Origin of the sequence: Streptomyces sp. NPDC086549 (assembly GCF_044746205.1) — a bacterium.
Lineage (GTDB): Bacteria > Actinomycetota > Actinomycetes > Streptomycetales > Streptomycetaceae > Streptomyces.
In genome coordinates, this window is sequence record NZ_JBIVBS010000002.1 from 504,111 (window position 1) to 528,045 (window position 23,935).

Genomic DNA, 23,935 nt, shown 5'->3' on the forward strand with positions numbered 1-23,935 from the left:
CGATCGAGCGCGACCTGAACGGAGTCCGGAATGCTCGACACAGCCGCCGAGACCCCCCGCCGGCAGACCGCCGATTCGACGGTGCTGGCGCTGGCTGCATACACCACGGTGGCGGTAGCCCTCTTGGTGCGTATCCTTCTGCTGCCCTTCGAGTCGGGTGACTACGTCACCTTTCTCGAACCCTGGTACTGGCACATCGTGAGCCACGGAGGGTTCCAGACTCTCGCCGACCCCAGCTTCTCGGACTACAACGTCCCCTACCTCTATCTGCTGACCGCGCTGACCTACCTGCCGCTGCCGTCGCTGGCGGGCATCAAGTGGATCTCGATCCTGTTCGACCTGGCGCTGGCGTACCACAGCTTCCGGATCGTGTCCCTGCTCCGGCCCACGCAACGCTGGACGGCCTTCGGCGCGGCCACGGTGGTGCTGTTCCTGCCCACCGTCGTCGCCAACAGCGCTTGGTGGGGGCAGTGCGACGCCATGTACACGGCCTTCCTGGTCGGCGGGATCCACCATGTGCTGCGCCGTCGGCCGTGGTGGGCGTGCACGTTCTTCGGGATCGCGCTGGCGGTCAAGTTCCAGGCGGTGTTCCTCTTTCCCTTCCTGCTCGTCCTGGTGCTGGTGGGACGGGTGCCGTGGCGGAGCCTGCTCGCCATTCCCGCGGTGTACCTCGCGCTCGATGTCCCGGCCCTCCTGCTCGGCGCCGACCCGGGGAAGCTGCTGACGGTCTACGCCCGGCAGGCGGACACGTACCACTATCTGACCGTCAACGGGCCGTCCCTCTACCAGTTCGTGGCGGTACCTGGTGACGACACCGACGCCGTACGCAGCGCCGGTGTCCTGGTCGCCGGAGTGCTCGTGGCCCTCCTGATCGGACTCGCGGTGTGGTCCCTGTGGCGCGGCCGACGCGGCGGACCGGATTCCGGTCCCGGCATGCCGGGGCTCACGGACACCCGGATCGTGCTGCTGGCCGCGTGCTCCGCGATCGTGGTGCCGTTCCTGCTGCCCTCGATGCACGAGCGGTACTTCTTCACTGCCGACGTGCTCACCGTGCTGGCCGCGTTCCTGCTGCCCCGGCAGCTCTGGTACGTGCCGGTGCTGGTGCAGCTCGCCTCGTTCGGCAGCTACCTGTACTGCAACTCCGCGACCCTGGTTCCGTATCTCTCGATGCCCGCGCACGGTGTGCTGATGCTGCTGGCGCTGATCGCCCTGCTCCGGACGACTGTCCATGAGTTCCGCCACAGGTCCGATGCGCCGGGCGTGCCCGGGCAACAGGTGGTCGACAGGAGCCCGGCCGAGCCGAACCTGGTGTAGCACGTCGCGGACCCGGCGACAGGAAGAGTTCCCCAAGGTGATGCGGGAAAGCCGAACGGCGCTGGGTTCGACCATCACATGAAGCAAAACTCTTTTTTGTGGAGATCCCGATGGTAGCCACCACGCCGCTGTCCCCGCCGCGCGAAGAAATCCGGAATGCAGAGGCGGCCGCACCGAGAAGACACCGGCCACAGCAGCTGCTGTGGCCGTTCGCCCTCACCTTCGCTGTGACCAGCTACGGCCTGACCGCACCCCTGCTGGGGCGCGACGAACTGATCACGTGGGAAGTAGTGACCCGCGACGCGGGACACATCCTTGCCACTCTGCACAATGTCGACGCCGTGCACGGAACGTATTACCTGCTGATGCACCTGTGGGTGAGCCTCTTCGGTGATTCCGTCATTTCCATGCGGCTTCCCTCGGTTCTCGCCGCTTCCGGAGCCGCGGCCGTCCTGAGCCTCATCGGAAAACGGCTCTTCGGATCGCGCGCCGGAATTCTTGCGGGAATCCTCTTCGCATTCGTTCCGGCCGTGAGCCGATACGCCCAGGAGGTACGCAGCTACGCCCTCGTGATCCTCCTCGCGGCACTCGCGACCCTCCTGCTGCTCCGGGTGCTCGACCGCCCTCGCAGCCCCTGGCGCTGGGCCGCGTACGCACTCACGCTGCTCGGCCTCGGACTGCTCCACGTGATCGCGCTGTCCGTCGTAGCAGCCCACGCCTGCATGCTCGCGGCCCACGCGCGGCGTGACCGCTCCCTGTGGTGGAAGTCCGCCCTCGCCCTCCTGGCCGTCGCCGTCTGTCTCGCCCCTCTCGTCCTGCTCAGCCGGTCCCAGGTCAACACCCAGCTGTGGTGGATTCAGGTGCCCGACGGGTGGGCGCTCCTCGCCATCTGGCAGGACATCCTCGCCTCCGGAGCGTGCGCCGGAGCGCTGATCGGCTTCGCTGTCCTGGCTCGCTCGCCGCGCAGGTCTGCGCTGCTCCTGTGCGGCGTCTGGGCCATCCTGCCCCCCGTGCTCGTGTGGCTCGCCTCCCAGGGCGACGTCTCCTACTTCCGCCCCGCGTACCTGCTGTTCACCATCCCCGCCTGGGCGCTTCTCGCCGGCGCCGGCCTCAGCGCGGCCTGTCAGTCCTGGAAGGCCGCGACGGCCCTCCTCGCGGTGCTGGCCGTCCTCAACCTGTTCGACCAGAGACAAGTGCGACAGCCCTACGACCACGACGCCCCGATCATGCAGACCCCCCTCGACTACAGGTCCGCGGCGGACCTGATCAGGAAGCACTACCGGCCCGGGGACGCCGCCGTCTACGACCGTGAGCACTCGTGGAAGATCGACGCCGGAGTCAAGTACTACCTGCCCCGCGGCCTCAAGATGCGCGACGTCTTCCTGCAGAGCGCGCCGAGTGAGATCAACCAGCTCACGGCGGTCGACTGCTCCGTGCCCGACCAATGCCTGAAGGGCGAGCAGCGCATCTGGCTCCTGTCCCACGGTGCCGACCCGGACCCGTTCAACGCCATCAACCAGGGCCAGGCCTCCGTTCTGCGGAACCGGTACAAGCCGTCCTGGAGCCAGTCGCTGGCGGGGATGACCGTCACCCTGCTCGTACGCAACGACTAGCACCAGGTTCAGGGGAGGGAGGGCCGCGCCCTCCCTCCCCTGAAGGTCAATTCCCCTGGGCCCGCGGCGTATTGCGTGGCTGGATCACATGCCAATGGAGGGTCACTCCGTCGGTGTCGCCCGGTTGCTTGTCCGCGGTGTAGGTGTAAAGGGGCGAGCCGTCGTACGTGACCTGATCGCCGCCGTCGGGGAGGGAGACCGTACCGAGTGTGCCGACGATGCCGGGCGGCAGCCGGAGTTCGGTGCCGGGTCGGGTGAGAAGTGGCTTATGGGTGTCCGTGCAGGTCGAGACACAGAGGACTTTCCCGGCGTCCTCGCGGTCGTAGCGGTAGAGCGTGCGTCCGTCCGGGGTCGTGAGGACGCGGCCCAGGTTGTCCGTGTACTCGACCATGACGGTCAGCGGCGGGGGTGTGGGTGCTGCCGCGGGGTGTTGCTGGGGGGCCGCGGCCATGCAGGACGCGACGGCCAGTGCGGCCAGGAAGGGAGTCATCGGTCTCTGCATGGTGCTCTCCTCAGCCCACCGGAGCCTCAGTAGGCGATCTTGACGCCGCTGAGGACCGTGTGATTGTCCGTGTATCCGCCGGTGGCCCCACTGAACCCGACCCGTACGTTCTGGGGCAGGGTCACCGCGGTGTCGATGATCTGCTTGCCGTCCAGGCTGACCAGCAGGTGCCCGGCGGCCGTCACGCTCACGTCGACCGCGTGGGTACCGGACCGCAGGGATGGAATCGCGGTCGAGGTGGCCGCGTACTGCAGTGTGTCGCCGGAACCGCCGACGGCCACTCCGACGAAGTTGTTCGAAGGGTCGTTGCCGTTGCGATAGGTGTCCAGGGCGACGGCGATGCCCGGCAGTCCCGAATAACCGAGGCCGCCGCCACCCGACCCCAGCGCCGTGGTGGGCGCCTTGGCGGGGTCGAGCAGGAGGAAGGCCAGGCCGTCGGCGCCGCTCCCGCCGCCGATCGAAGCGGTGAAGTGTGCCTGCAGTCGCGCCGACGGTACGGCGGTGGCCTGGAGGGCGGACCCCTTGGTGTGCGCGGTCGTGTTGGTGAGCACCAGGTTGGTGCCGGACAGCCCGGCCGAGCCGTTGAAGGTCCAGCCGTTGGGCCCGGGCGGCGGCACCGCGTACGAGGGGGCGGTGATGCCCACGTTCCGTACCGTGTGGATGTCGGTGAGCCCGCCGGTGGAGCCGGTGAAGCTCAGCAGGGCCGTGGGGCCGAGCGAGGGCACCGCGGTCCGCAGCAGCTGCGTGCCGTCCATGGTGACCGTGAGGGTGGTTCCCGTGACGGAGACGGAGACGGCGTGGGTGCCCGAGCGCAGATTGGGCACGGCGGTGGTGGTCGCCGTGTAGGTGAGATCGTCGCCGCTTCCCGCGGTGGAGATGCCGACGAAGTTCGACGACGGGTCGGACCCGTTGCGGTACGTGTCGAAGGCGACCGCCACGCCCGGTTGTCCCGCCAAGCCGAGGCCCCCGCCCTTGCCGCCGAGCGCGCTCGGGGTGGCCCTGGCCGGGTCCAGGAGGCTGAAGGTCAGACCGTCGGCGCCGCTCCCGCCGCCGATGACGGTCGTGAACTGCGCCTTGAGGCCGTCGGTCACCACCGGGACGGGGAAGACCGCGGAGCCCGCCTGGTCGCCTACGGCTTGGGTGAGCTGGAGGTCGTCGCCGGAGAGCTGCGCGGATCCGTTGAGTTTCCAGCCGCCGGCCGCGGGTGCCGGGACGGTGACCCCGGTGCCGGCCACGGTTCCCGTACCGGTGAGCGTCTCGTTCTGCGGGCCGCGGCCGTCGTCCGAGGTGAGCAGGTAGGTGCCGGTGGCGGCACCGGCGGACGTCGGGGAGAAGGTGACGGACTGGTGCACCACGTCCTCCGGGCCGATGACCTGACCCTCGCTGATCGGATTGCTGACCTGGAACGGAGCCGTGGGTGGTGCCGCCTTGGTGATGGTGAGCGGGATGTTGCCCGTGTTGCTGATGTCGAAGGTCCTGGTGACCGACTGTCCGACCGGTACCTGCCCGAAGTCGGTGGAGGTGGGTGTGACCGTCAGCCGCGCCTGGCCGACCACCGCCGTGCCGGTCAGGCTCACGGTCGCCGTGCCGTTCTGCCCGGTGACCGAGAGCGTCCCGGCGTTGTCGCCGGCGGCCGTCGGGGTGTACTTCACCTGGACGGTGACGGACTGCTGGGGCTGGACGACGGTGCCGGCCGCGGGCAGACCGGTGGCGCTGAAGGGCGCGCTCGGCGGACTGGTGGCCGAGATCGTCTCGGCCTGGGTACCGGTGTTGGTGAAGCTCACACCCAGGGTCTTGGACGTGCCGGTGGCCACCGTGCCGAAGGCCAGCGTGGCCGGGACGGCCTTCAGGCCGGATTGGACGCCGTATCCGGTCAGGCCGAGCCCGATCGTGCCGGCATCGGTGGTGAAGTTCAGTACCGAACTGTCCGCCCCGGACGTCGTCGGTGAGAACGAGACCGGCACCGAGTACGTATCGCCGGCGTGCAGCGTGACCGGAAGACCGGTGGGCGCGGCGGAGAACCTGCTGCCCGACTGCGTGGACACCGCTGTGACGGTCACATCACGGGTCGCGGTGACGGTGGCCGTGGCCTTGCCGGTAGTGCCCACCTGTACCTTCCCGAAGTCGACCGGGTTGCCGGTCAGCGCGGTACTCGACGGGCGGCCGAAGGCCAGCACATGGCCGTCCCTCGTGCCGACGTAGACCCGTCCGCCGTCGGTGGCGGGCACGGTGAACTTGGCCGCGGTGCCGATCGGGCCGGACCAGCGCAGCTTCATCGTCCCGTTCACCGGCACGGCGTCATAGGCCCGCAGCTGGCTGTTGCCGCCGTCCGGGTGGACGACCCAGACCAGGGCGGAACCGGGTGTGGTGCCGGTGGAGGTGACCACCGGCGAGCCCGTGGTGAAGTCGAAGGTGCCGGTACTCGTGCCCGCACTGGACAGCGCGGGCAGTCCCGAGCCCGTGGTCCCGTAGGCGAAGGCCCGCAGTGGGCCGTGGCTGCCGATCGTGTATACATAGCCGCCCTCGCCCCCGTAGGCGGCCGGGTGCCCCCAGACGCCCTCGTACGGACCGAAGTTGCCGAGCACCCCGTCGGTACCGCCGGGCCCCTGGCTGCGGCCGCCGAGGTTGTCCCGGTCGAGGAGGAAGAGCCGGCCGTCCTTGCCGATCTGCACCAGGAGGTGGGGATGCTCACTCGTGCCGAAGGGGGAGCCGGGCAGCGCGACCGGGCCCCCGGCGCCGAGGTCGGTGTCGTTCTGGTCGAGCTGTGGGGCGTTGGTGGGGCTGAAGAAGTCCTGGGCGGACATCGTGCCGTCGCTGTTGACGCCCAGCCGCACCACGGACTCGGCGAGCTGACCCGGAGGCTTCGAGCCGGGGCCGGGCGCCGGGGAGACTCCGTTGCCGGTGGTGAAGAGGATCCTGCCGGGCCCGTCGGAGACCAGGCCGCCGCCGCTCATCCAGATGCCGGCCATGCCGTTGGCGGAGGAGTCCTCCGTGGCCCACAGCGTGGTCGCGCGGGTCGTGGTGTTGACGCCCAGCACATAGCCGACGTAGGTGCCGAGGTCGCAGTGCGAGGCGAAGCCCGCGTAGACCGATCCGTTCATCAGGAGCAGGCCGGGGCGCTGGGCGGCGCTGTACGCGTTGAACGGGTGGCCGGGGTTGTTCACCGGAGCGCCCTGCACCTTCACCGGCCAGCCGCTGCGCTCGGCGCCGGTGGCCGCGTCGAGGGCATGGATGTACCAGCTGGGATGCTTGGTGTCGGGACCGTCATTGACCTTCGCGGTGAGGTAGACGCTCTTGGTGGCCGGGTCGTACACGGGGGTCGAGGTCACCCCGATGTTGGGCGTCAGGTCACCGCAGCCGATGGCCGAAGCCGGCCATGGCGCACCGAAGTCCCTCGTCCAGTTGATCTTTCCCGTCGCCGAGTCCAGTCCATATGCCTTGTTGTTCTCGGTGGCGGCGACGACGGTCTTTCCGGCCACCAGGGGCTGGGCGTAGACCTGGCCGTCCACGGCGGTGGAGAACTGCTGGCCGAAGTCGGAGCTGGACACCTGGGAGGGCGACAGACCGGGCTCGTCGGAGTCCCAGCCGGTACGGAACGTGTCGGTCGAGACCGTCGTCACGTCGGCGCGCGCCGGCGAGGCCGACAGCAGCGGCAACGCTCCTGACGCCACGGGCAACAGACAGGTCGTCAGCAATGCGGTCAGGAACCCCGGCAGCCGACGGCCCGTCAGCCGGAGGTGAGTCATCGGTCTGCGCGTGCGGTTCATATACCAACCTCGGAACGCGAATTGCGAGGGCGGAGACATGTTCGTCCCGCCAGCCCTCATGATCGACTGGAGAGGGCGCCATCCGTTCGATCCCGGTCCGCCCGCCCGTCGTTGTCCACCCGGACGGGCCAAGGAGCGCCGCCGCTCGAACCGGGACGGGTCCACGGCCGTACCGGGCAGCGGCGTCTGCCGTTGGAATCCAGCGCTAGAAGGCGTCCTGCCGGCTTCCCTGGCCGCGTCGCGGGCCCGGCCATGCGATGCCCGCCGCGGAGGCGTCCGCCGTGCCGGTGTCGTCGCCGACGTAGTAGGTCGGGCGTTGCTTGACGGCGGAGTAGATGCGGCCGATGTACTCGCCGAGCACGCCCAGGCAGATGAGCTGGACTGCGCCGATGAAGAGAACGGCGATGATCAGGGAAGCCCAGCCGGGGGCGGTGTCGCCCGCCGTGTAGACGGCCAGCGTGTACACGAGCGTGCCGAGGCAGACGAAGAAGGCGAGGGTGCCGAGCCAGGTGGCCAGGCGCAGCGGGGCGACGGAGAAGCTGATGATGCTGTCGACCGCCAGCAGGATCATCTTGCGCAGGGGGTACTTGGTGTGACCGGCGACGCGCTCGTCCCGGTGGTAGGTGACCTCTCCGCTGGGGAAGCCGAACCAGGGCACCAGGAGCCGGTACACCTGCGGCTGGTCGGGCAGGGCCTTCAGGGCGTCGAGGACGTTGCGCGACAGCAGGCGGAAGTCGCCCGCCTGGGCGGGGACGTGGTTGCCGACCAGGCGGCGCATGAGCCAGTAGTAGGCCCCCGCGGTGTGGCGCTTGAAACCGGTGTCGGTGGAGCGGTTGGCGCGTACGCCGTAGACGATGTCCAGGCCCTGGGCGCGGGCCAGGGCGAGCATCTCGGGGATCTTCTCCGGGGGGTCCTGGAGATCGGCGTCGAGGCTCGCGGCGTAGCGGCCGCGGGCGCGGTGCAGGCCGGCCGTCAGCGCTGCCTGGTGTCCGCTGTTGCGGCGCAGCCGTACCAACCGCAGCTGCGGCCAGGCGACCCGCAGCTCCGCCAGCAGTTCGACCGTCCTGTCCGTGGAGCCGTCGTCCACCGCGACGACCTCGTACTGCTCTCCCGTACCGTCCAGCACCGGCCGCAGCCGCCCCACCAGCGCCGGCAGCGCCTCTTCCTCGTTGAACATCGGAATCACGACCGACAGCTCGATCGCCGGCTCGATCAGGTCGGTCGGGTCGTGGAACAGATCAATCATTCGGAGATGCCAGCCCAATCTCGAGCGGGTCGGCGCAGCAATGCGCCCGATTTGCTCGCATACGGTACTGTCCGTGACTGTTTCAATGCGTACAGACACACGTTCTCCGACCCCGGGTGCCGTAATCGATGCCGAACTCCACCGAGACCGCCGCCGATGTGACCGAGGCCGGGGTCGCCCGGCAGCTGCCGGCGTTCGCGATCATCGGCGTACTGTCCACCGCCGCCTATCTGGGCCTGTACACGGCCCTGCGGCCGGTGCTCGACGCCCAGTCCGCCAACCTGGTCGCGCTGCTGGTCACGGCCGTGGCGAACACCGCCGCCAATCGCCGGTTCACCTTCGGGGTGCGCGGCGCGGACGGGGCGGCCCGGCACCAACTCCAGGGACTGGTGGCCTTCTTCGCCGGGCTCGCGCTCAGCAGCGGCGCCCTCGCCCTGGTGCACCGGACCCTGCCGGACGAAACGCAGGTGGAGGTCGCCGCGTTGATCGTGGCCAATGCCGCGGCGACGGCGCTTCGCTTCGTGCTGCTGCGGCTGTGGGTCTTCAGAGGACCCTGACTCCGGAGGACCCCGACTCCAGAAGACCCCGGTTCCGGAGGCCCCCGACTCCCCGGAAACGGGTCCGGGGCCCGCTCCGTACGCCGTTGTACGGTGCGGGCCCCGGGCCCTTCTTCATGGTGCTGTCACCGCGGCCGGCCGTGACGATCGCTGGTCAGGGCATCCGAGGACCGGCCGCGGAGTCTTTTCGTGCGGGTCTCAGCCCAGGCGCTCCACCAGCGCCCGGTACTCGTCCCACAGCTCCTTCGGGGTGTGGTCGCCGAAGGTGTTGAGGTGGTCGGGGACCAGCGCCGCCTCCTCGCGCCAGATCTCCTTGTCGACCGTGAGGAGGAAGTCCAGGTCGGAGTCGGCGAGTTCGAGGCCGTTGGTGTCGAGGGCCGCCTTGGTCGGCAGGATGCCGATGGGGGTCTCCACGCCCTCGGCCTTGCCGGCGAGGCGCTCCACGATCCACTTCAGGACGCGGCTGTTCTCACCGAAGCCCGGCCAGACGAACTTGCCCTCGTCGTTCTTGCGGAACCAGTTGACGTAGTAGATCTTCGGCAGCTTGGACTGGTCCTTGTCCTTGGCCACGTCGATCCAGTGGGCCATGTAGTCGCCCATGTTGTAGCCGCAGAAGGGCAGCATCGCGAAGGGGTCGCGGCGCAGTTCGCCGACCTTGCCCTCGGCGGCGGCCGTCTTCTCGGAAGCGACGTTCGCACCCAGGAACACGCCGTGGTTCCAGTCGAAGGACTCCGTCACCAGCGGCACCGCCGACGCCCGGCGGCCGCCGAACAGGATCGCCGAGATCGGCACGCCCTTCGGGTCCTCCCACTCCGGCGCGATGATCGGGCACTGGGAGGCGGGGACCGTGAAGCGGGCGTTGGGGTGGGCGGCCGGGGCCTCGGACGCCGGCGTCCAGTCGTTGCCCTTCCAGTCGGTGAGGTGGGCCGGAGTCTCCTCCGTCATGCCCTCCCACCAGATGTCGTCGTCGTCGGTGAGCGCGACGTTGGTGAAGACGGCGTTGCCCCACAGCGTCTTCATCGCGTTGGCGTTGGTGTGCTCACCGGTGCCGGGCGCGACTCCGAAGAAGCCGGCCTCGGGGTTGATCGCGTACAGACGGCCGTCCTCGCCGAACCGCATCCAGGCGATGTCGTCGCCGATGGTCTCGACCGTCCAGCCGGAGATCGTCGGCTCCAGCATGGCGAGGTTCGTCTTGCCGCAGGCGCTCGGGAAGGCCGCCGCGACGTACTTCGACTCGCCCTGCGGCGGGGTGAGCTTGAGGATCAGCATGTGCTCGGCGAGCCAGCCCTCGTCGCGCGCCATGACGGAGGCGATGCGCAGCGCGTAGCACTTCTTGCCGAGCAGGGCGTTGCCGCCGTAGCCGGAGCCGTAGGACCAGATCTCGCGGCTCTCGGGGAAGTGCGAGATGTACTTGGTCTGGTTGCACGGCCAGGGGACGTCCTGCTGACCCGGCTCCAGCGGGGCGCCGAGGGTGTGCACGGCCTTGACGAAGAAGCCGTCGTCGCCGAGCTCGTCCAGGACCGGCTGTCCCATGCGGGTCATCGTCCGCATCGACACGGCGACGTACGCCGAGTCCGTGATCTCCACGCCGAGCGCGGAGAGCGGCGAGCCCAGCGGGCCCATGCAGAAGGGCACGACGTACATCGTGCGTCCGCGCATCGAGCCGCGGAACAGACCCTTCTCGCCCTGGAAGATCTCCCGCATCTCCGCGGGCGCCTTCCAGTGGTTGGTGGGGCCGGCGTCCTGCTCCTTCTCGGAGCAGATGAACGTCCGGTCCTCGACACGGGCGACGTCGGTCGGGTCGGAGGCCGCGTAGTAGGAGTGGGGGCGCTTGACCGGGTCCAGCTTCTTGAAGGTGCCCTTGCTGACGAGCTCCTCGCACAGTCGCTCGTACTCGGCCTCGGATCCGTCACACCAGACCACGTTGTCCGGCTGGGTCAGTTCGACGATCTCGTTGACCCACGAGATCAGTTCCTGGTGGTTGGTGGGGATGACGGGGGGAGCCGCGATGTCGCGCGCCACGATTGCTCCTAAATGAGGGATTTTGTCCTTTGTTGCCCCGTGGGGGCCGCGGCCCGGACGCTTCGTAGCCGCTCATCCGGTGCCGACCGCACTCATTTGATCATCCGATGGTAGTGCGCATATGTCCAGAGCGCATCACAGGTGAGCGACGTGAGGAAGACCACGGTTATCGCGTTTCTTTGCGTGCACGATGGGTTCGCCTGAAGGTCTTTTTGCGTTACCGCGGGTTTGCGGTCGAAGTCGGACACAACGGAGGCGCGAGGGCGCGACCCCGTGAGACGATGGCCACTATCGACCCGTCATCGAGCCGGAGTGCGGCGTAACTTACGGTTCCGTAGGTACGATTCCGGTCATGACTGCGTCCGCCCCCGACGCGCCCACGGACCCGCCGGCCGCCGGCCGCAGTTCCGTCGCGCCCACCCTGCCGCACCCGGTCAAGCCCAAGCTCCGGGGCTGGCTCCATCTCGGCATGTTCCCGGCCGTACTCGTGGCGGGCCTGGCGCTCACCGCCCTCGCCGACTCCCCCCGCGGCCGCGTCGCCTGCGGCATCTACGCCCTGACGGCATGCCTGCTGTTCGGCGTGAGCGCGCTGTACCACCGGGGCAACTGGAGCCCGCGCATGGACGGCATCCTGCGCAGGCTGGATCACGCCAATATCTTCCTGATCATCGCGGGCACCTACACGCCGCTGACCATGCTGCTGCTGCCGGACGCCAAGGGGCAGTGGCTGCTGTGGGGCATCTGGGCGGCCGCGGCGGCCGGGATCGTCTTCCGCGTCTTCTGGGTCGGCGCCCCGCGCTGGCTCTACACCCCCTGCTACCTCGCCATGGGCTGGGCGGCCGTCTTCTTCCTGCCGGACTTCATGCGCACCGGCGGCATCGCCGTCCTGGTCCTGGTGATCGTGGGCGGCCTGCTGTACAGCGCGGGCGGCGTGGTCTACGGGATCAAGCGGCCCAACCCGTCACCGCGCTGGTTCGGCTTCCACGAGGTGTTCCACTCCTTCACGCTGGCCGCCTTCGTCGTCCACTACGTCGGCATCTCCCTGGTGGCGTACCAGCACGGGTAACCCCCTCTCCCCCTCCCCCGAGTGGCCACGGCTTGCGAGCCGTGGCCATTTTTCATTGCCTGACATCTGCACCCCATTGACAGTCACTCGATTTTGAAAGCTACTCTCATTTCATGGTTACTGTTACTCCAGACCCCAGGCGTTGGTGGGCCCTCGCGGCCCTGGTCGCAAGCATGCTCACGCTCGGCTTCGACATGACGATCCTCAACGTGGCGCTGCCGACCATGGCCGGCGAACTCGGGGCCACCACCGGACAGCAGCAGTGGATGGCGGACGCGTACGTCGTCGTCTTCGCCGCGCTGATGCTCCCGGCCGGACTCCTCGGCGACCGGTTCGGACGGCGGCGGATGCTGATCGCCGGGCTCGGGGTCTTCCTGGTCGGCTCGCTGATCGGCGCACTGGCCGGGGACGTGAACTGGGTCGTCGCCGCCCGCGCGTTCATGGGTGTCGGCGGCGCGCTGGTCACCCCGCTCGCGCTGTCCGTGCTGCCCTCGCTGTTCGGCCCCGACGAACGTACCAAGGCCGTCGGCATCATCTCCGCCGCCTCCGCGCTCGGCCTGCCGCTCGGCCCGATCATCGGCGGCTGGCTGCTCAACCACTTCTGGTGGGGCTCGGTCTTCCTGGTCAACGTCCCGATGGCCGCGATCGGCATCGCCGCCTGCGTCCTGCTGCTGCCCGAGACCAGCGACCCCGCCTCGCCGAAGGTCGACGCGCTGTCCACGGCGCTCACCGCGACCGGCCTCGGCGCCCTGATCTACGCGATCATCGAGGCACCCGACCGCGGCTGGGGCGACGGACTGGTGCTGGCGACGTTCGCCGCGGCCGCCGTCATGCTCACCGCGCTGGTACTGCGCGAGAGGCGCGTCGAACGCCCCATGCTCGACATGGCGCTGCTGGGCCGGCGAGGCTTCCTGTTCAACACGCTCGCCGCGACCCTGGTGATGTTCGTCCTGTCGGGCCTGCTGTTCGTGCTGCCCCCGTACCTCCAGGCCGTCCTCGGCCACGACGCCTTCGGCACCGGCCTGCGGCTGCTGCCGATGATGGGCGGTCTGATGGTCGCCGCACGGGGCGCGCAACCGGTCGTCGCGCGTTTCGGCCCGCGTGCCGTGGTGAGTGCGGGCCTGGTGGTGCTGGCCTTCGCCGCGCTGCTCGGCAGCCGTACCACGGTCGACTCCGGTTACGGCTTCACAGCGCTGTGGCTCTCGATCGCCGGCCTCGGCTTCGGCTTCTCCGTCGTGCCCGCGATGGACGGCGCCCTCGGCACCCTGCCCCGTGACCGGGCCGGCAGCGGATCAGGGCTGCTGATGACGCTCCGCCAGGTCGGCGCCGCGATCGGCATCGCCCTGCTGGGCAGCCTGCTCGCCAGTGTCTTCCGGGACCGGCTCGACGTCACGGGACTGCCCGCGCGGGCCGCCGACACGGCCGGTGACTCCGTGGTCGCCGCGCATCTGATCGCCGAGAAGGCGCACCCCGAGAACGCGGCCCGCCTGGCGGCCTCCGCGAACAGTGCCTACGTCCACGGCATGGGCGTGGTCCTGCTGGTGTGCGGGATCGCCGCGCTGCTCTCCGCGCTGCTGGCAGCGGCCTTCCTGCCGAGGGCCACGACCGCGGGGCCTGCGGAGAGCGCGGACCCCGAGATGGCCGTCCCGGTGGCGGATGCCCGACAATGAGCCGCATGACGGCCGCACGTTCCCCCCTCTCCCCCGCCGACCGCCCCCAGCTCGGCCTGCGGGAACGAAAGAAGATCAAGACCCGCGAGACGATCCGCGCCGCGACCTACGCGCTGATCAAGGAACAGGGCTTCGACGCCACGACGATCGAGCAGATCGCCGACCGGGCCGAGGTGTCGCCGTCGACCGTCTTCCGGTACTTCCCGACCAAAGAGGACATCGTCATCACGGACGAGTACGACCCGCTGATGGCCGAGGAGTTGCGCTCCCGACCCGCCGACGAGCCCTGGATGGACTCGCTGCGGCACGTGATGGGCAAGGCCATCGGCGCGCTGATGGCGGAGGACCCCGAGACGGTCCGGATCCGGGCACACCTCGCGCTCCAGGTCCCCGCCGTCCGCTCCCGGATCTACGAGAGCATGTCGGAGACCGGACGGATGCTGCGCGACGCCATCGGCGAGCGCTTCGGTCTCGACCCGGAGGGCTTCGAGCTGCGCGTCTACGCGATGTCGCTGATCGGCGGCCTGATGGAAGTCAACATGTACTGGGCCGAGAACGGCTGCGAGGGCGATCTGCGCGCCCTCGTGGACCGGGCCCTGGAAGTCCTGGAAAACGGCCTCACACCGAAAAACTCCTGAGGCCACGGCCATCTTCCGTGCCATCCTGACCGGGTGAACGGTCCCGAGATCCACGTCGAGTTCGCCCCCGACCTCGCCCTGTTCGTCCAGCGCGTCCTGCGCCGCACACTCGTCACCGACGGCGTCTCGACCCTCGGCCACGTCGTCGAGTCGGCCGGCGTCCCGCTGACCGAGGTCGGCGCCCTGTGGGTGGACGGCCGCGAGGTACCCACGTCGTACGTCCCCGCCGCCGGCGACTCCGTCGAGGTCCGGCCCGTCGAACGGCCTCAGCGGGTCCCCGGCGCGCCCCTGCGCTTCCTCCTCGACGTCCACCTCGGCACCCTCGCCCGCCGGCTGCGCCTGCTCGGCGTGGACACGGCCTACGAGTCGACGGACATCGGCGACCCGGCACTGGCCGCCCGCTCGGCGGCGGAGAAGCGGGTCATGCTCAGCCGCGACCGCGGCCTGCTGCGCCGCCGCGAACTGTGGGCGGGCGCCTACGTCTACAGCACCCGCCCCGAGGACCAACTCCGCGACGTCCTCGACCGGTTCGCACCGGAGCTGCGCCCCTGGACCCGCTGCACGGCCTGCAACGGCCTGCTGAAGGAGGCCTCCAAGGACGAGGTGGCGCACCAGCTGAAGGGCGGGACGCAGCGGTCGTACGACGTCTTCGCGCAGTGCCTGGAGTGCGGGCGCGCGTACTGGAAGGGCGCGCACCACGACCAGCTGGAGGCCATCGTGGAGCGCGCCCTGGCGGAGTTCAGCGGGCGAGGCTAACGCTTCCTCGCATCACCCTTCCCACAGGCGATTCCGTCCTTGTCGGGGTCCAGGCCCAGCGGGTCGTCGCTGCCGTTGATCTTCAGCCGGCCGTAGTGGTTCTTCTTGAGCCAGGTGCAGCGTGCCGCGGTCGTCCTCTTCACCTCGGCCGGGAAGACGGTCGGCACACAGACGTTGATCGATCCGTAGTGCCGGTCGCAGCCGGAAAGCGTGGTGCTGACCTTCTGCGACGTCCGCTTCTTGCCGGGCCCGGAGACCTTGCCCTCCAGGGAGTCGGCGAAGGAGTGGATGTGCGCGGAGGGGGCCGAGGCGCTCAGCGCGGCCGGGCCCTGCAGGTGCACCCACTTCGCCACCGACGGCACGCCGTTGGCGTCGACCGCGAAGAGCATGTACCAGCCGGGCGGGGCCAGGTTGGGGTTGCTCGTCACGTTCAGGTCGACGTTGTTGCCGTCCACCGAGAGGGGGAGGTCGACGAACCGCTGGTTGGGGTCGGAGGAGTGGGTGACCGCGGCCGGGCGGATCAGCTCCGCCTTGGCGACGGGCCGGTCGACCGTGATCCGCTGGGTGTCGCCGTACTTCCACTCCTGGTTGATCACCGAGGTGATCGTCGGGCGGGTGCCCTTGTAGAGGTAGGGCGGGGTGTAGATCGACACGTTGTGGTTCCAGGTGCCGTTGCCCGGGTTGTCACCGGTGGCCATCACCCGGCCGTCGGGCAGCAGGAACGCCGACGAGTGGTAGCCGCGGGCCTCCGGGTCGGCCGCCACCGGGTCGAAGGTGTTGGCGTTCGGGTCGTAGAGCGAGGCCTCGTACACCGGGTTGGCGCGGTTGTGCAGGCCGCCGCCCGTCTCCAGGACCTTGCCGTCGGGCAGCAGCACGGCGGAGACGTACATCTTGCCCTGGTTGCCGGTCTCGGCGACCTTGCCGGCTCCGAGGTCGACCGTGCCCTGCGGGATCGGCGGCCCGGCGACGTACGACGGGCTGGCCTGCTTGAGGTCGATGACGTCGGTCAGCCGGTTGGCGTCCGGGTTGGAGTCGATGTTGCCGCCGCCGAGGGTCAGTACCCGCTGGTCCTGCGCCGGGGGCAGCAGCACGCTCGCCGACTGGTCGCGCTGGTCCTTGTTCTGCAGGCCCGGGATCTGCGTGACCGTGTTGGCGTTGTAGTCGTAGACCGCCGATCCGGTGCCCGGGATGTTGTTGCCGAAGACATGGCTGCCCGAGTAGAAGAGGCGGCCGTCCTGCATCAGGATCATCGACGGGTACAGGCCCCAGAACGACCAGGTCTGGTTGACCTTCCACAGCGGCTGCCACGCCTGGTCCTTGTCCGACCAGTACTCGGCGGTCACCGAGCCGGACGAGTCCTCGCGCAGACCGCCGAAGGAGACGACGTCACCGTTGCCGAGTTCGGTCGCCGAGGGGTACCAGTGGCCGTCGTTCAGGTCGTTGGTCTTGCTGTACGTCTCGGTCTTCGGGTCGAAGATGTACGAGTCCTTGAAGCCCTCGTAGCCGTGCCCGCCCGGGACCGGGAACGCCTTGTTGCCGCTCATGACGAGCACGCGCCCGTCCTGGAGCTGGATGTGACCGGCGCAGAACATGTCCTTCGGGGTCGGGATGACCTTGTAGGTGCCGTTCGCCGGGTCGTAGACCGCGGAGGTGAAGGTCCCCGCGTTGAAGTTCTCCTCGCTGTTGCCCGAGCCCGCGATCAGCAGCACCTTGCCGTTGTTGAGGACGACGGAGTGCATGGAACGGACCGGGTTCTGCGTGGGCAGGACCGACCAGCTGCCGTCCGCGCACTGGGCGTTCGTGCCCGTGCACTGGGCGGGCGGGAGCGTGTCGGGGACCTGATCCATGGTGTAGTCGTCGGTGGTGGCCGAGCCGGTGCCGTACACCGAGACACCCCAGGTGATGCGGTCGGTGCCGGCCGGGACCTCCGGCGTACGGACCGAGGCCTGGGTCCAGCCCGACGCCATGTCCAGGGTCTTGAGGTCGGTCCAGTACTGCCAGCCCGCGGTGGTGTCGTGCCGGAACAGGGTGACGTTGGCGTCGGGGGTGGTCGACTTGTACCAGAGCCCGAGGTCGTACTGCTTGCCCGCCGACACCGCCGGCGCGCAGTCCGTCGACTCGGTGATCAGCGCCTTGCGGTCGCCGTCGACGCGCCGGGTGAGCGTGACCTTCATGGCCTTGGCGCCGCTGTGCGCGTCCGACGTCGTCGCGAAGGTGAAGTCGTTGTTCCCCCAGCCCGACTTCTCCCAGCAGTACGGCATCCCGTCGGTGCCGTCCGTCTCGAAGCCCGGGTTCTTGATCAGGTTGGCTGCCTCGGCCGGCTGGGGCGAGGTCAGGAGCAGACCGGCGGTCAGGGCCCCCACCCCGACCAGTGCGGTCCTTCTTCGGTGCAGGTTCACACGGCTCTCCTTGCAGTGGTACGACTCCCGCTCCGCCGCGGGAGGTAGACCAGCGCTTCGGTCCCGACGAAGCGCAGGACGAACGTCGTCACCAGCGCGAGCGCGGTGGCGGGCAGGGCGCCCATCCCGAACCGGTCGACGAGCACCGCGATCAGCGGGATGCGCAGCACCAGGTCGGCGTTGGCGAGCAGCGCGAACCGGCCGACGCGGTCCCACCAGCGGCGGTGCGCGCGCCGGTCGCGGAACAGCAGGTGCTCGATGAGCAGGAAGTTCCAGGCGACGCCGAGCTGGTTGGCGAGGATCTCGGCGAGGACGTAGTGCATGCCCAGCGCGGTCAGCGCCCACAGGCCGACCAGGTTGGGCACGAAGCCGGTGGCGCCGATCAGACCGAAGGCGACCATGCGGGCGACCGGTGAGGCGGTGCGCAGGCCGACCAGGTGACGCAGGAAGCGGAAGCCTTCCTGAGCGGTCGACTTGGACTCGCCGGCGAACCGGTCCTGGAAGACGAACGGCACCTCGGCGACCGCGCGCGGCCGGCTCCGCACGGCGAGCTCAAGGAGGATCTTGTAGCCGAGGGGTTTGAGCACGTCCGCCGTGACCGCGCTGCGCCGGATGGCGAAGAAGCCGCTCATCGGGTCGCTGATGCCGTGCAGCTTGCGCGGGAAGAGGGACTTGGTCAGCCAGGTCGCCCCGCGTGAGACGGCCACCCGGTAACTGCCGGCGAGCCCGGCCCGGCTGCCGCCCTTGATGTACCGGGACGCGACGACGAGCCCCGCGTTCGCGCGCTCCCCCGTGGCCACCAGCTCCGGCACCAGGGAGGGCGGGTGCTGGCAGTCGCCGTCCATCACGACGATCCACTCCGAGCCGGCCGCCTTCAGCCCCTCGACGACCGCCCCGCCGAGCCCGCCCACCGGCTCCTCGCGGTGCAGCACGGTCACCGGGAACGGGCAGTCCTGCGCGGCCTGCCGGATGACCTCGGGGGTGTCGTCGGTGGAGTCGTCCACGAAGACGACCTCGCAGGGCAGCCGGGCGGGCACCGACTCGGTGATCTGGTGCAGCAGCTGCCGGATGTTCGCGGACTCGTTGTAGGTCGGTACGACGATGGTGACGGCACCGGGCTCGGCGACCTCGGCGGCCCGTACGGCCGGATCGCCCAGCTCACCCGGGACGGTGTACTCGTGGCTGCTCATCGCTCGCCTCCCGCGGCTGCCGTCTGGATCTTCCGGATCTCGATGCGGTCGGGTCCGGTGCCGAAGGTGGCTACCGGGGTGGAGTGCTGGATGGCGGCCCTGACGTTGGGCAGGTCGCGGGCGTCACGCCGGACCGTCGGCGAGGCGACCACGTAGTCGAGGTCCTTCCAGCCGTGCGGCATGGTCTTCGTGACGGCCGGGTCGAGGTCGGCCTTGTAGAACCAGATGGCGCCGAGCCCCGGCTGGTAGCCGTGGTGGACCAGGTCCAGCCACAGCGCGTCGTCGACGAGGACCCGGGTGTGCTTCGGGTCGCCCACCTTGCTGCCGAGCCATTTCGAGGCCTGCCGGTAGGAGGCGTTGGCGTCGGCGGTGACGGCGGTGCGGTCGCCGTCGTACCAGTGCGGTACGACATAGAAGCCGGCGGCGACGGCGAGGACGGCGGCGAGCGCGTACCGGCCGCCGGTGAGGTACCGGTTCTCGCCCTCGGACCGCCATCTGCGCAGCACGGCGTGGGTGACGGAGGCGGCGCCCCCGGCCAGGACCAGCGCGAGGAACGGCAGGGCGCCGATGACGTACATGGCGGGCAGGTAGCCGTTCGGCCGCATGGCCACCGCGGCCAGGATCGCCACGGTCAGGGCCGGTCCGGCGAGGGCGCGGGCGGTGACCGACCAGCGCCAGGTGACGAGGAGCAGCAGCGCCCCGGCCAGACCGCCGAGGGGCAGGACGCGGTCGTAGTACAGCCAGGAGTGGAGCACTCCGTACGAGCCGGACGAGGTGTCGAGGATGAATCCCGAACCCGGCCTGGACATCTGGTACTTGATGCCGTCCCAGAGCGACACGTGTCCACTGCCCGGCAGCAGCTCGCCCTTGAGGAGGGCGAAGAGCGGGTAGGAGAAGCCCGCGAGGGCACAGGCGGTGACGGCCCCGGTGAGGGCGAACTTGCGGGTGTCGCGGTGGCTGTGGCGCCACATGGTGACCAGCAGGGCGGGCAGGACGACGAGCATCGTCTCCTTGGTGAGCACACCCGCCGCGGCCGCGAGTCCCGCGCCGAAGTGGTGCCACAGATGCCGGCTGGGCGAGGCGGCGAGGCAGAACGCGAGGAGCAGCCACATCACGGCGATGTTGTCGAGGAAGATCTCGCGCTGGAGGACGACGGCCAGCGGCGAGAGCCCGAAGAGCACCATGCCGAGGCCGGCCGCCCAGCGGGGCAGGGACAGCCGCCGTCCGAGGACGTAGACGAGGACGGCGCTGACGGCGCTGATCACCAGCATGGCGACACGCATGCTGCCGACGGTCATCGAACCCGGGCTGATCGCGGACGGGATCCAGGTGAGCAGGGCTATCTGGATCCAGCCCAGCGGCGGGTGGTCGTACCAGTAGGTGTAGTGGGCCAGGCCCTTGCCCTGTTGCACGGCCCAGGCCTGGGCGAGGTAGGTGCCCTCGTCGTCGCTGAGGGTCGGGTAGTCGGCGATGTTCCAGCCCTGGACGACGAGGATCGCCAGGAGCAGCACACCGCACAGGAGCAGGTCGGAACGGGAGGAGCTGAGCCGGGTCGGCGGCGACGTTCGACCAGTCGAACGCTCCGAGGGCGCAGGTCGGCGCTGCGCGGGGACCTTCGGAGTGGTCACCGCGGGGAGGGTGGAGGTCACGCAGGAACGTCCTCTCGGATCGTCTCGGCCGCGGTCAGGTGCGCGCCGACGTGCGAGGTCAATTCCCAGTCGTTACGGCCGCGCTGCTCACGCCATACGGCGCGGATGGCGGCCCCGGCGAGGAGGACCTGGTAGAAGGGGCCGCCCACGATCAGCTTCACGTAGTGGACGAGGCGGACACGGAGTCCGTACTGCTTGCCGAAGTCGTGCAGCCCGACCACCTCGAAGACGAAGGTGACGGCGGCGGTGACCAGCGGCAGGAAGGTGAGGAAGGCGACTCCGACGGGCACGTCGAGGAAGAGCGCGACCGCGGCGTTGAGCGGGATGACGACTCCGGAGAAGGCCTGCAGGAACGGCGTCATCAGGGTGTACCGGGCGAGCAACCGCTGGCCGAAGCCGGGGAGTTGCTTCCAGTCCTTCTTCCGGTAGACCTGCAGGAAGCCCTGGTTCCAGCGGGTGCGCTGCTTGAGCAGCGACATCAGCGAGCCCGGGGTCTCCTCACGGGTGACCATGTCGGAGTCGTAGGCGACGACGACCTTCTTGCCGACGCTGGACAGCCGGACGCCCAGGTCGCAGTCCTCGGCGAGGCAGTTGGGGTCCCAGCCGTCCGCTTCCCGCAGCACGTCCGTGCGGACGAAGACGGTGTTGCCGCCGAGCGGGATGAACCCCTTCTGCGCGTGCAGGTGGAGCCGGGAGCGGAACCAGAAGAAGTACTCCAGGCAGTTGCGCAGGCTGTACCAGCTGGAGTGGAAGTTGATGAGCTGGACGCCGCCCTGGACGACGTCGGCTCCGGTGGTGCGGAAGGCGTGGTCGACGTGGGCGAGGAGCTCCGGGTGGACCTGGTCCTCGGCGTCGAAGACCCCGACGACGTCACCGCGGCAGTGCGGCAGCGCCGTGTTCATGGCCTTGGGCTTGTTCTTCTTCTCGTGGGTGTCGACGACGACCCGGACGCGCGGGTCGCGTTCGGCGGCCCGCTCGGCCACCGCCGTGGTCTCGGGGTCGTCGTGCCCCACGATCACGATGATCTCGAAGTCGGTGTGCGTGGACTCCAGCAGCCGCTGGATGGTGTGGTCCAGCACGGCCTGTTCGTGCCGCGCCGGCAGCAGCAGCGAGAACGACACATGCTCGTCCCCGTCCGGCCTGCTGAACCGGGTGGAGGCGAGCACCTCGGGCGTGCGCCACGCGTGCATCTGCCACCACAAGGTGAAGGCCGCCATCCAGAACAAGGCCAGCGAAACGGCAGCAATTAAGACAGACGTGAGCACAAAGATCCCCCCAGATCCCAAATCCCCCTGGCGCGACGTGGCACCCCACCCGTCGCGTCACGAAGGAGAGACTATGAGTGATCTGTGAAGCCCGCAGGCCTTTTCAGTGAAGAGCGTGTTTCATCACCATGCACGTCCTCGATGAGCAATTCGAACGCTAGTCACGTTTAGGGCGGTTGGACCCTTGTGTTTCAGCTGTTCAGCGCGGTGCGCAGCCGCTCCGGATCGGTCGTCGGGGCGTCGCAGGCGAAGTTACGGCAGACGTACGCGGCCGGCTCGCCGCCGATCAGCGGCCGGACGGCGAGGAGCGGGAACTCGTCGCTTTCCGGCGACCCGAACGCGACCACCGCGCCGGGAGCGGTGCCCAGAAGTGCCGTACGGTGCAAGGCCCTTGCCGCCTCGTCGTCGAGCGAAGGCCCCACGACCGCGACCTCGCGCGGGCCGTCGAGCAGCGCCTCGGCGACGGCGAGCCCCCAGCCGATGAACCGCGGCACACGCGGACCGAGCGCCTTCACCACGCCCAACGCCTTCTCGGCCGCGGCGCGATGGGGCTCGGAACCCGTGTGGGCGGCATAGCCCAGCAGCGCGCCCGCGGCGGCGGTCCAGCCGGACGGGGTGGCGTTGTCGGTGGGGTCCTGCGGCCGGCGGATAAGCTGTTCGGCGTCGGCGGCGGTGTCGTAAAGCGCGCCGCTCTCCGGGTCGGTGAAGCCGGTGAGGACACGGTCGAGGAGCAGTCCCGCGAACTCCAGCCACACCCCTTCCCCGGTCACCGACGCCAGCGCCAGGAAACCCTCGGCGACGTCGGCGTAGTCCTCCAGCACGCCCGCGTTGGCACCGACCTGGCCGTCCCGGCTGGTGCGGGCCAGGTGGGCGCGGTCGTCCAGGTGCAGCCGTACGAGGAGATCGGCGGCGCCGACCGCGGCCTCGACCAGGTCCGGGCGGTCGAAGTAGGCGCCGGTCTCGGCGAGCGCGGCGACGGCCAGCCCGTTCCAGGCGGCGACGATCTTGTCGTCGCGCCCCGGGGCGGGACGCTCACCACGCGCGCGCAGCAGCCGCTCCCGGACGGACGCGATCTTCCCGGCGTCGAACACCCCCTCGTGTTGAGGAAGTTGGAGGACCGACTGGCCGTGCTCGAAAGTGCCCTCCTCGGTCACCCCGAAGTAGTGGGCGGCGAGTTCGGCGTCGTCACCGAGGACCTCGCTGAGCTGCTCGGGTGTCCAGACGTAGTAGGCGCCCTCGATGTGCCTGCCCGCGCCGTCGTCGCTGTCGGCGTCCAGGGCGGAGGCGAACCCGCCCTCGGCGGTGCGGAGTTCGCGGACCATGAAGTCGGCGGTCTCCAGCGCCACGCGGCGGGCGAGCTCGGAGCCGGTGGACCGCCAGAGATGGGCGTACACGCGACACAGGAGCGCGTTGTCGTAGAGCATCTTCTCGAAGTGCGGCACGATCCAGTCGCGGTCGACGGAGTACCGGGCGAAGCCGCCGCCGAGCTGGTCGTAGATACCGCCGCGCGCCATGCGCTCGCAGGTGTCCTGCGCCATCTGGAGCGCGCCCTCGGAGCCGGTGCGAGCGTGGTGACGCAGCAGGAACTCGATGACCATGGACGGCGGGAACTTCGGCGCCCCACCGAATCCGCCGCGCTGCGGGTCGTACTCGCGGGTGAGCCCGAGGAGCGCCTGGGCGAGGTCCTCCTCGCCGGGGACCTGCGCGGTCTGGTAGTCGATCTCGCGGCCCGCCAGATCCCGCACGATCTTCCCGGCGACCTCGGTGACCTCGTCGCGCCGGTCGCTCCAGGCCTGCCGCACCCCCTCCAGCACCTGCCGGAAGGAGGGCATGCCGTGGCGGGGAGCGGGCGGGAGATACGTGCCGAAGTAAAAGGGTTCGGCGTCCGGCGTGAGGAACACGGTCATGGGCCAGCCACCCTGACCGGTGGCTGCCTGGACGGCCTCCATGTAGACGGCGTCTACGTCGGGGCGCTCTTCGCGGTCGACCTTCACGCTCACGAAGTGGTCGTTGAGGTAGGAGGCGATGGCCTCGTCCTCGAACGATTCGGAAGCCATGACGTGGCACCAGTGACAACTCGAATAGCCGACGCTGAGCACCACCGGTACCGCGCGCCGCCGCGCCTCCTCGAACGCCTCTTCCGACCAGGGCCACCAGTCGACCGGATTGTCGGCGTGCTGGAGCAGGTACGGGGACGTTTCATTGGCCAATCGGTTCGGCATAGTCCCCATCCTGCCCCACTTGCTTCAGTCCGTCGCAGGACAGGCCGCCCGTCAGCCGA

Annotated in this window: 16 protein-coding genes; 7 read left to right on the top strand and 9 right to left on the bottom strand. The window is 69.6% G+C overall.

The window, feature by feature from the left end; genetic code table 11:
• Positions 1-30 precede the first annotated feature (30 nt).
• Positions 31-1,314, top strand: coding sequence for a glycosyltransferase 87 family protein (locus ACIPSA_RS08985; protein WP_402630687.1), 1,284 nt, complete (start codon positions 31-33; stop codon positions 1,312-1,314).
• 110 nt (positions 1,315-1,424) lie between these two features.
• Positions 1,425-2,927 (top strand): glycosyltransferase family 39 protein, encoded by a 1,503-nt coding sequence (locus ACIPSA_RS08990; protein WP_402630690.1) that lies wholly within the window; start codon positions 1,425-1,427, stop codon positions 2,925-2,927.
• Between the two features lie 46 nt (positions 2,928-2,973).
• Here the strand turns inward: ACIPSA_RS08990 and ACIPSA_RS08995 are convergent, their stop codons facing one another.
• The 3 genes from ACIPSA_RS08995 to ACIPSA_RS09005 form a co-directional block, all read right to left on the bottom strand.
• A complete protein-coding gene (locus ACIPSA_RS08995) occupies positions 2,974-3,429 on the bottom strand; it encodes a hypothetical protein (protein WP_402630693.1) in 456 nt (151 codons plus the stop codon).
• A 26-nt stretch (positions 3,430-3,455) separates the two neighbouring features.
• The gene (locus tag ACIPSA_RS09000) at positions 3,456-7,175 is read right to left on the bottom strand and encodes a choice-of-anchor D domain-containing protein (RefSeq protein ID WP_402630696.1); all 3,720 of its coding nucleotides are present in this window, start codon (positions 7,173-7,175) and stop codon (positions 3,456-3,458) included.
• 226 nt (positions 7,176-7,401) lie between these two features.
• Positions 7,402-8,442, bottom strand: coding sequence for a glycosyltransferase family 2 protein (locus ACIPSA_RS09005; RefSeq protein ID WP_402630698.1), 1,041 nt, complete (start codon positions 8,440-8,442; stop codon positions 7,402-7,404).
• 128 nt (positions 8,443-8,570) lie between these two features.
• On the opposite strand from ACIPSA_RS09005, the gene ACIPSA_RS09010 reads away from it, so the two are divergent.
• Positions 8,571-8,999 (top strand): GtrA family protein, encoded by a 429-nt coding sequence (locus ACIPSA_RS09010; protein WP_402630701.1) that lies wholly within the window; start codon positions 8,571-8,573, stop codon positions 8,997-8,999.
• Positions 9,000-9,197: 198 nt separating this feature from the next.
• On the opposite strand, the gene ACIPSA_RS09015 is transcribed toward ACIPSA_RS09010, so the two are convergent.
• A complete protein-coding gene (locus ACIPSA_RS09015) occupies positions 9,198-11,021 on the bottom strand; it encodes a phosphoenolpyruvate carboxykinase (GTP) (protein WP_402630704.1) in 1,824 nt (607 codons plus the stop codon).
• 352 nt (positions 11,022-11,373) lie between these two features.
• On the opposite strand from ACIPSA_RS09015, the gene ACIPSA_RS09020 reads away from it, so the two are divergent.
• The 4 genes from ACIPSA_RS09020 to ACIPSA_RS09035 all read left to right on the top strand — a co-directional run bounded on the left by ACIPSA_RS09020 (position 11,374) and on the right by ACIPSA_RS09035 (position 15,151).
• On the top strand, positions 11,374-12,087 hold the full coding sequence (locus tag ACIPSA_RS09020) for a hemolysin III family protein (RefSeq protein WP_402630706.1): 714 nt from the start codon (positions 11,374-11,376) through the stop codon (positions 12,085-12,087).
• 113 nt (positions 12,088-12,200) lie between these two features.
• Complete coding sequence (locus ACIPSA_RS09025; protein WP_402630709.1) at positions 12,201-13,757, top strand: MFS transporter; 1,557 nt, start codon at positions 12,201-12,203, stop codon at positions 13,755-13,757.
• Entirely contained in the window at positions 13,754-14,395 is a 642-nt protein-coding gene (locus tag ACIPSA_RS09030) for a TetR/AcrR family transcriptional regulator (RefSeq protein WP_402630712.1), read from the top strand. The genes ACIPSA_RS09025 and ACIPSA_RS09030 overlap by 4 nt, the downstream gene beginning before the upstream one ends.
• A gap of 33 nt (positions 14,396-14,428) precedes the next feature.
• Entirely contained in the window at positions 14,429-15,151 is a 723-nt protein-coding gene (locus ACIPSA_RS09035) for a Mut7-C RNAse domain-containing protein (RefSeq protein WP_402630715.1), read from the top strand.
• Here the strand turns inward: ACIPSA_RS09035 and ACIPSA_RS09040 are convergent.
• The 5 genes from ACIPSA_RS09040 to ACIPSA_RS09060 all read right to left on the bottom strand — a co-directional run bounded on the left by ACIPSA_RS09040 (position 15,148) and on the right by ACIPSA_RS09060 (position 23,876).
• Positions 15,148-17,550 (bottom strand): galactose oxidase-like domain-containing protein, encoded by a 2,403-nt coding sequence (locus ACIPSA_RS09040; RefSeq protein ID WP_402630718.1) that lies wholly within the window; start codon positions 17,548-17,550, stop codon positions 15,148-15,150. The genes ACIPSA_RS09035 and ACIPSA_RS09040 overlap by 4 nt on opposite strands.
• Complete coding sequence (locus ACIPSA_RS09045) at positions 17,547-18,740, bottom strand: glycosyltransferase (protein WP_402630721.1); 1,194 nt, start codon at positions 18,738-18,740, stop codon at positions 17,547-17,549. The genes ACIPSA_RS09040 and ACIPSA_RS09045 overlap by 4 nt, the downstream gene beginning before the upstream one ends.
• Positions 18,737-20,389 (bottom strand): ArnT family glycosyltransferase, encoded by a 1,653-nt coding sequence (locus tag ACIPSA_RS09050; protein WP_402630724.1) that lies wholly within the window; start codon positions 20,387-20,389, stop codon positions 18,737-18,739. Before ACIPSA_RS09050 ends, ACIPSA_RS09045 begins: the two co-directional genes overlap by 4 nt.
• Positions 20,386-21,654 carry a glycosyltransferase gene (locus ACIPSA_RS09055; protein ID WP_402630727.1) on the bottom strand — a complete coding sequence of 423 codons (1,269 nt, stop codon included), beginning with the start codon at positions 21,652-21,654 and terminating at the stop codon, positions 20,386-20,388. Before ACIPSA_RS09055 ends, ACIPSA_RS09050 begins: the two co-directional genes overlap by 4 nt.
• Before the next feature lie 191 nt (positions 21,655-21,845).
• The gene (locus ACIPSA_RS09060) at positions 21,846-23,876 is read right to left on the bottom strand and encodes a thioredoxin domain-containing protein (protein ID WP_402630730.1); all 2,031 of its coding nucleotides are present in this window, start codon (positions 23,874-23,876) and stop codon (positions 21,846-21,848) included.
• Positions 23,877-23,935: the final 59 nt, after the last annotated feature.

What these genes read in the sequence shown, in the direction of transcription:
- ACIPSA_RS09025 (WP_402630709.1), top strand. Translation starts at nt 12,201, where the DNA reads ATGGTTACTGTTACTCCAGACCCCAGGCGTTGGTGGGCCCTCGCGGCC.
- ACIPSA_RS09030 (WP_402630712.1), top strand. Translation starts at nt 13,754, where the DNA reads ATGAGCCGCATGACGGCCGCACGTTCCCCCCTCTCCCCCGCCGACCGC.
- ACIPSA_RS08985 (WP_402630687.1), top strand. Translation starts at nt 31, where the DNA reads ATGCTCGACACAGCCGCCGAGACCCCCCGCCGGCAGACCGCCGATTCG.
- ACIPSA_RS09000 (WP_402630696.1), bottom strand. Translation starts at nt 7,175, where the DNA reads ATGACTCACCTCCGGCTGACGGGCCGTCGGCTGCCGGGGTTCCTGACC.
- ACIPSA_RS09060 (WP_402630730.1), bottom strand. Translation starts at nt 23,876, where the DNA reads ATGCCGAACCGATTGGCCAATGAAACGTCCCCGTACCTGCTCCAGCAC.
- ACIPSA_RS09005 (WP_402630698.1), bottom strand. Translation starts at nt 8,442, where the DNA reads ATGATTGATCTGTTCCACGACCCGACCGACCTGATCGAGCCGGCGATC.
- ACIPSA_RS09010 (WP_402630701.1), top strand. Translation starts at nt 8,571, where the DNA reads ATGCCGAACTCCACCGAGACCGCCGCCGATGTGACCGAGGCCGGGGTC.
- ACIPSA_RS09020 (WP_402630706.1), top strand. Translation starts at nt 11,374, where the DNA reads ATGACTGCGTCCGCCCCCGACGCGCCCACGGACCCGCCGGCCGCCGGC.
- ACIPSA_RS09045 (WP_402630721.1), bottom strand. Translation starts at nt 18,740, where the DNA reads ATGAGCAGCCACGAGTACACCGTCCCGGGTGAGCTGGGCGATCCGGCC.
- ACIPSA_RS08995 (WP_402630693.1), bottom strand. Translation starts at nt 3,429, where the DNA reads ATGCAGAGACCGATGACTCCCTTCCTGGCCGCACTGGCCGTCGCGTCC.
- ACIPSA_RS08990 (WP_402630690.1), top strand. Translation starts at nt 1,425, where the DNA reads ATGGTAGCCACCACGCCGCTGTCCCCGCCGCGCGAAGAAATCCGGAAT.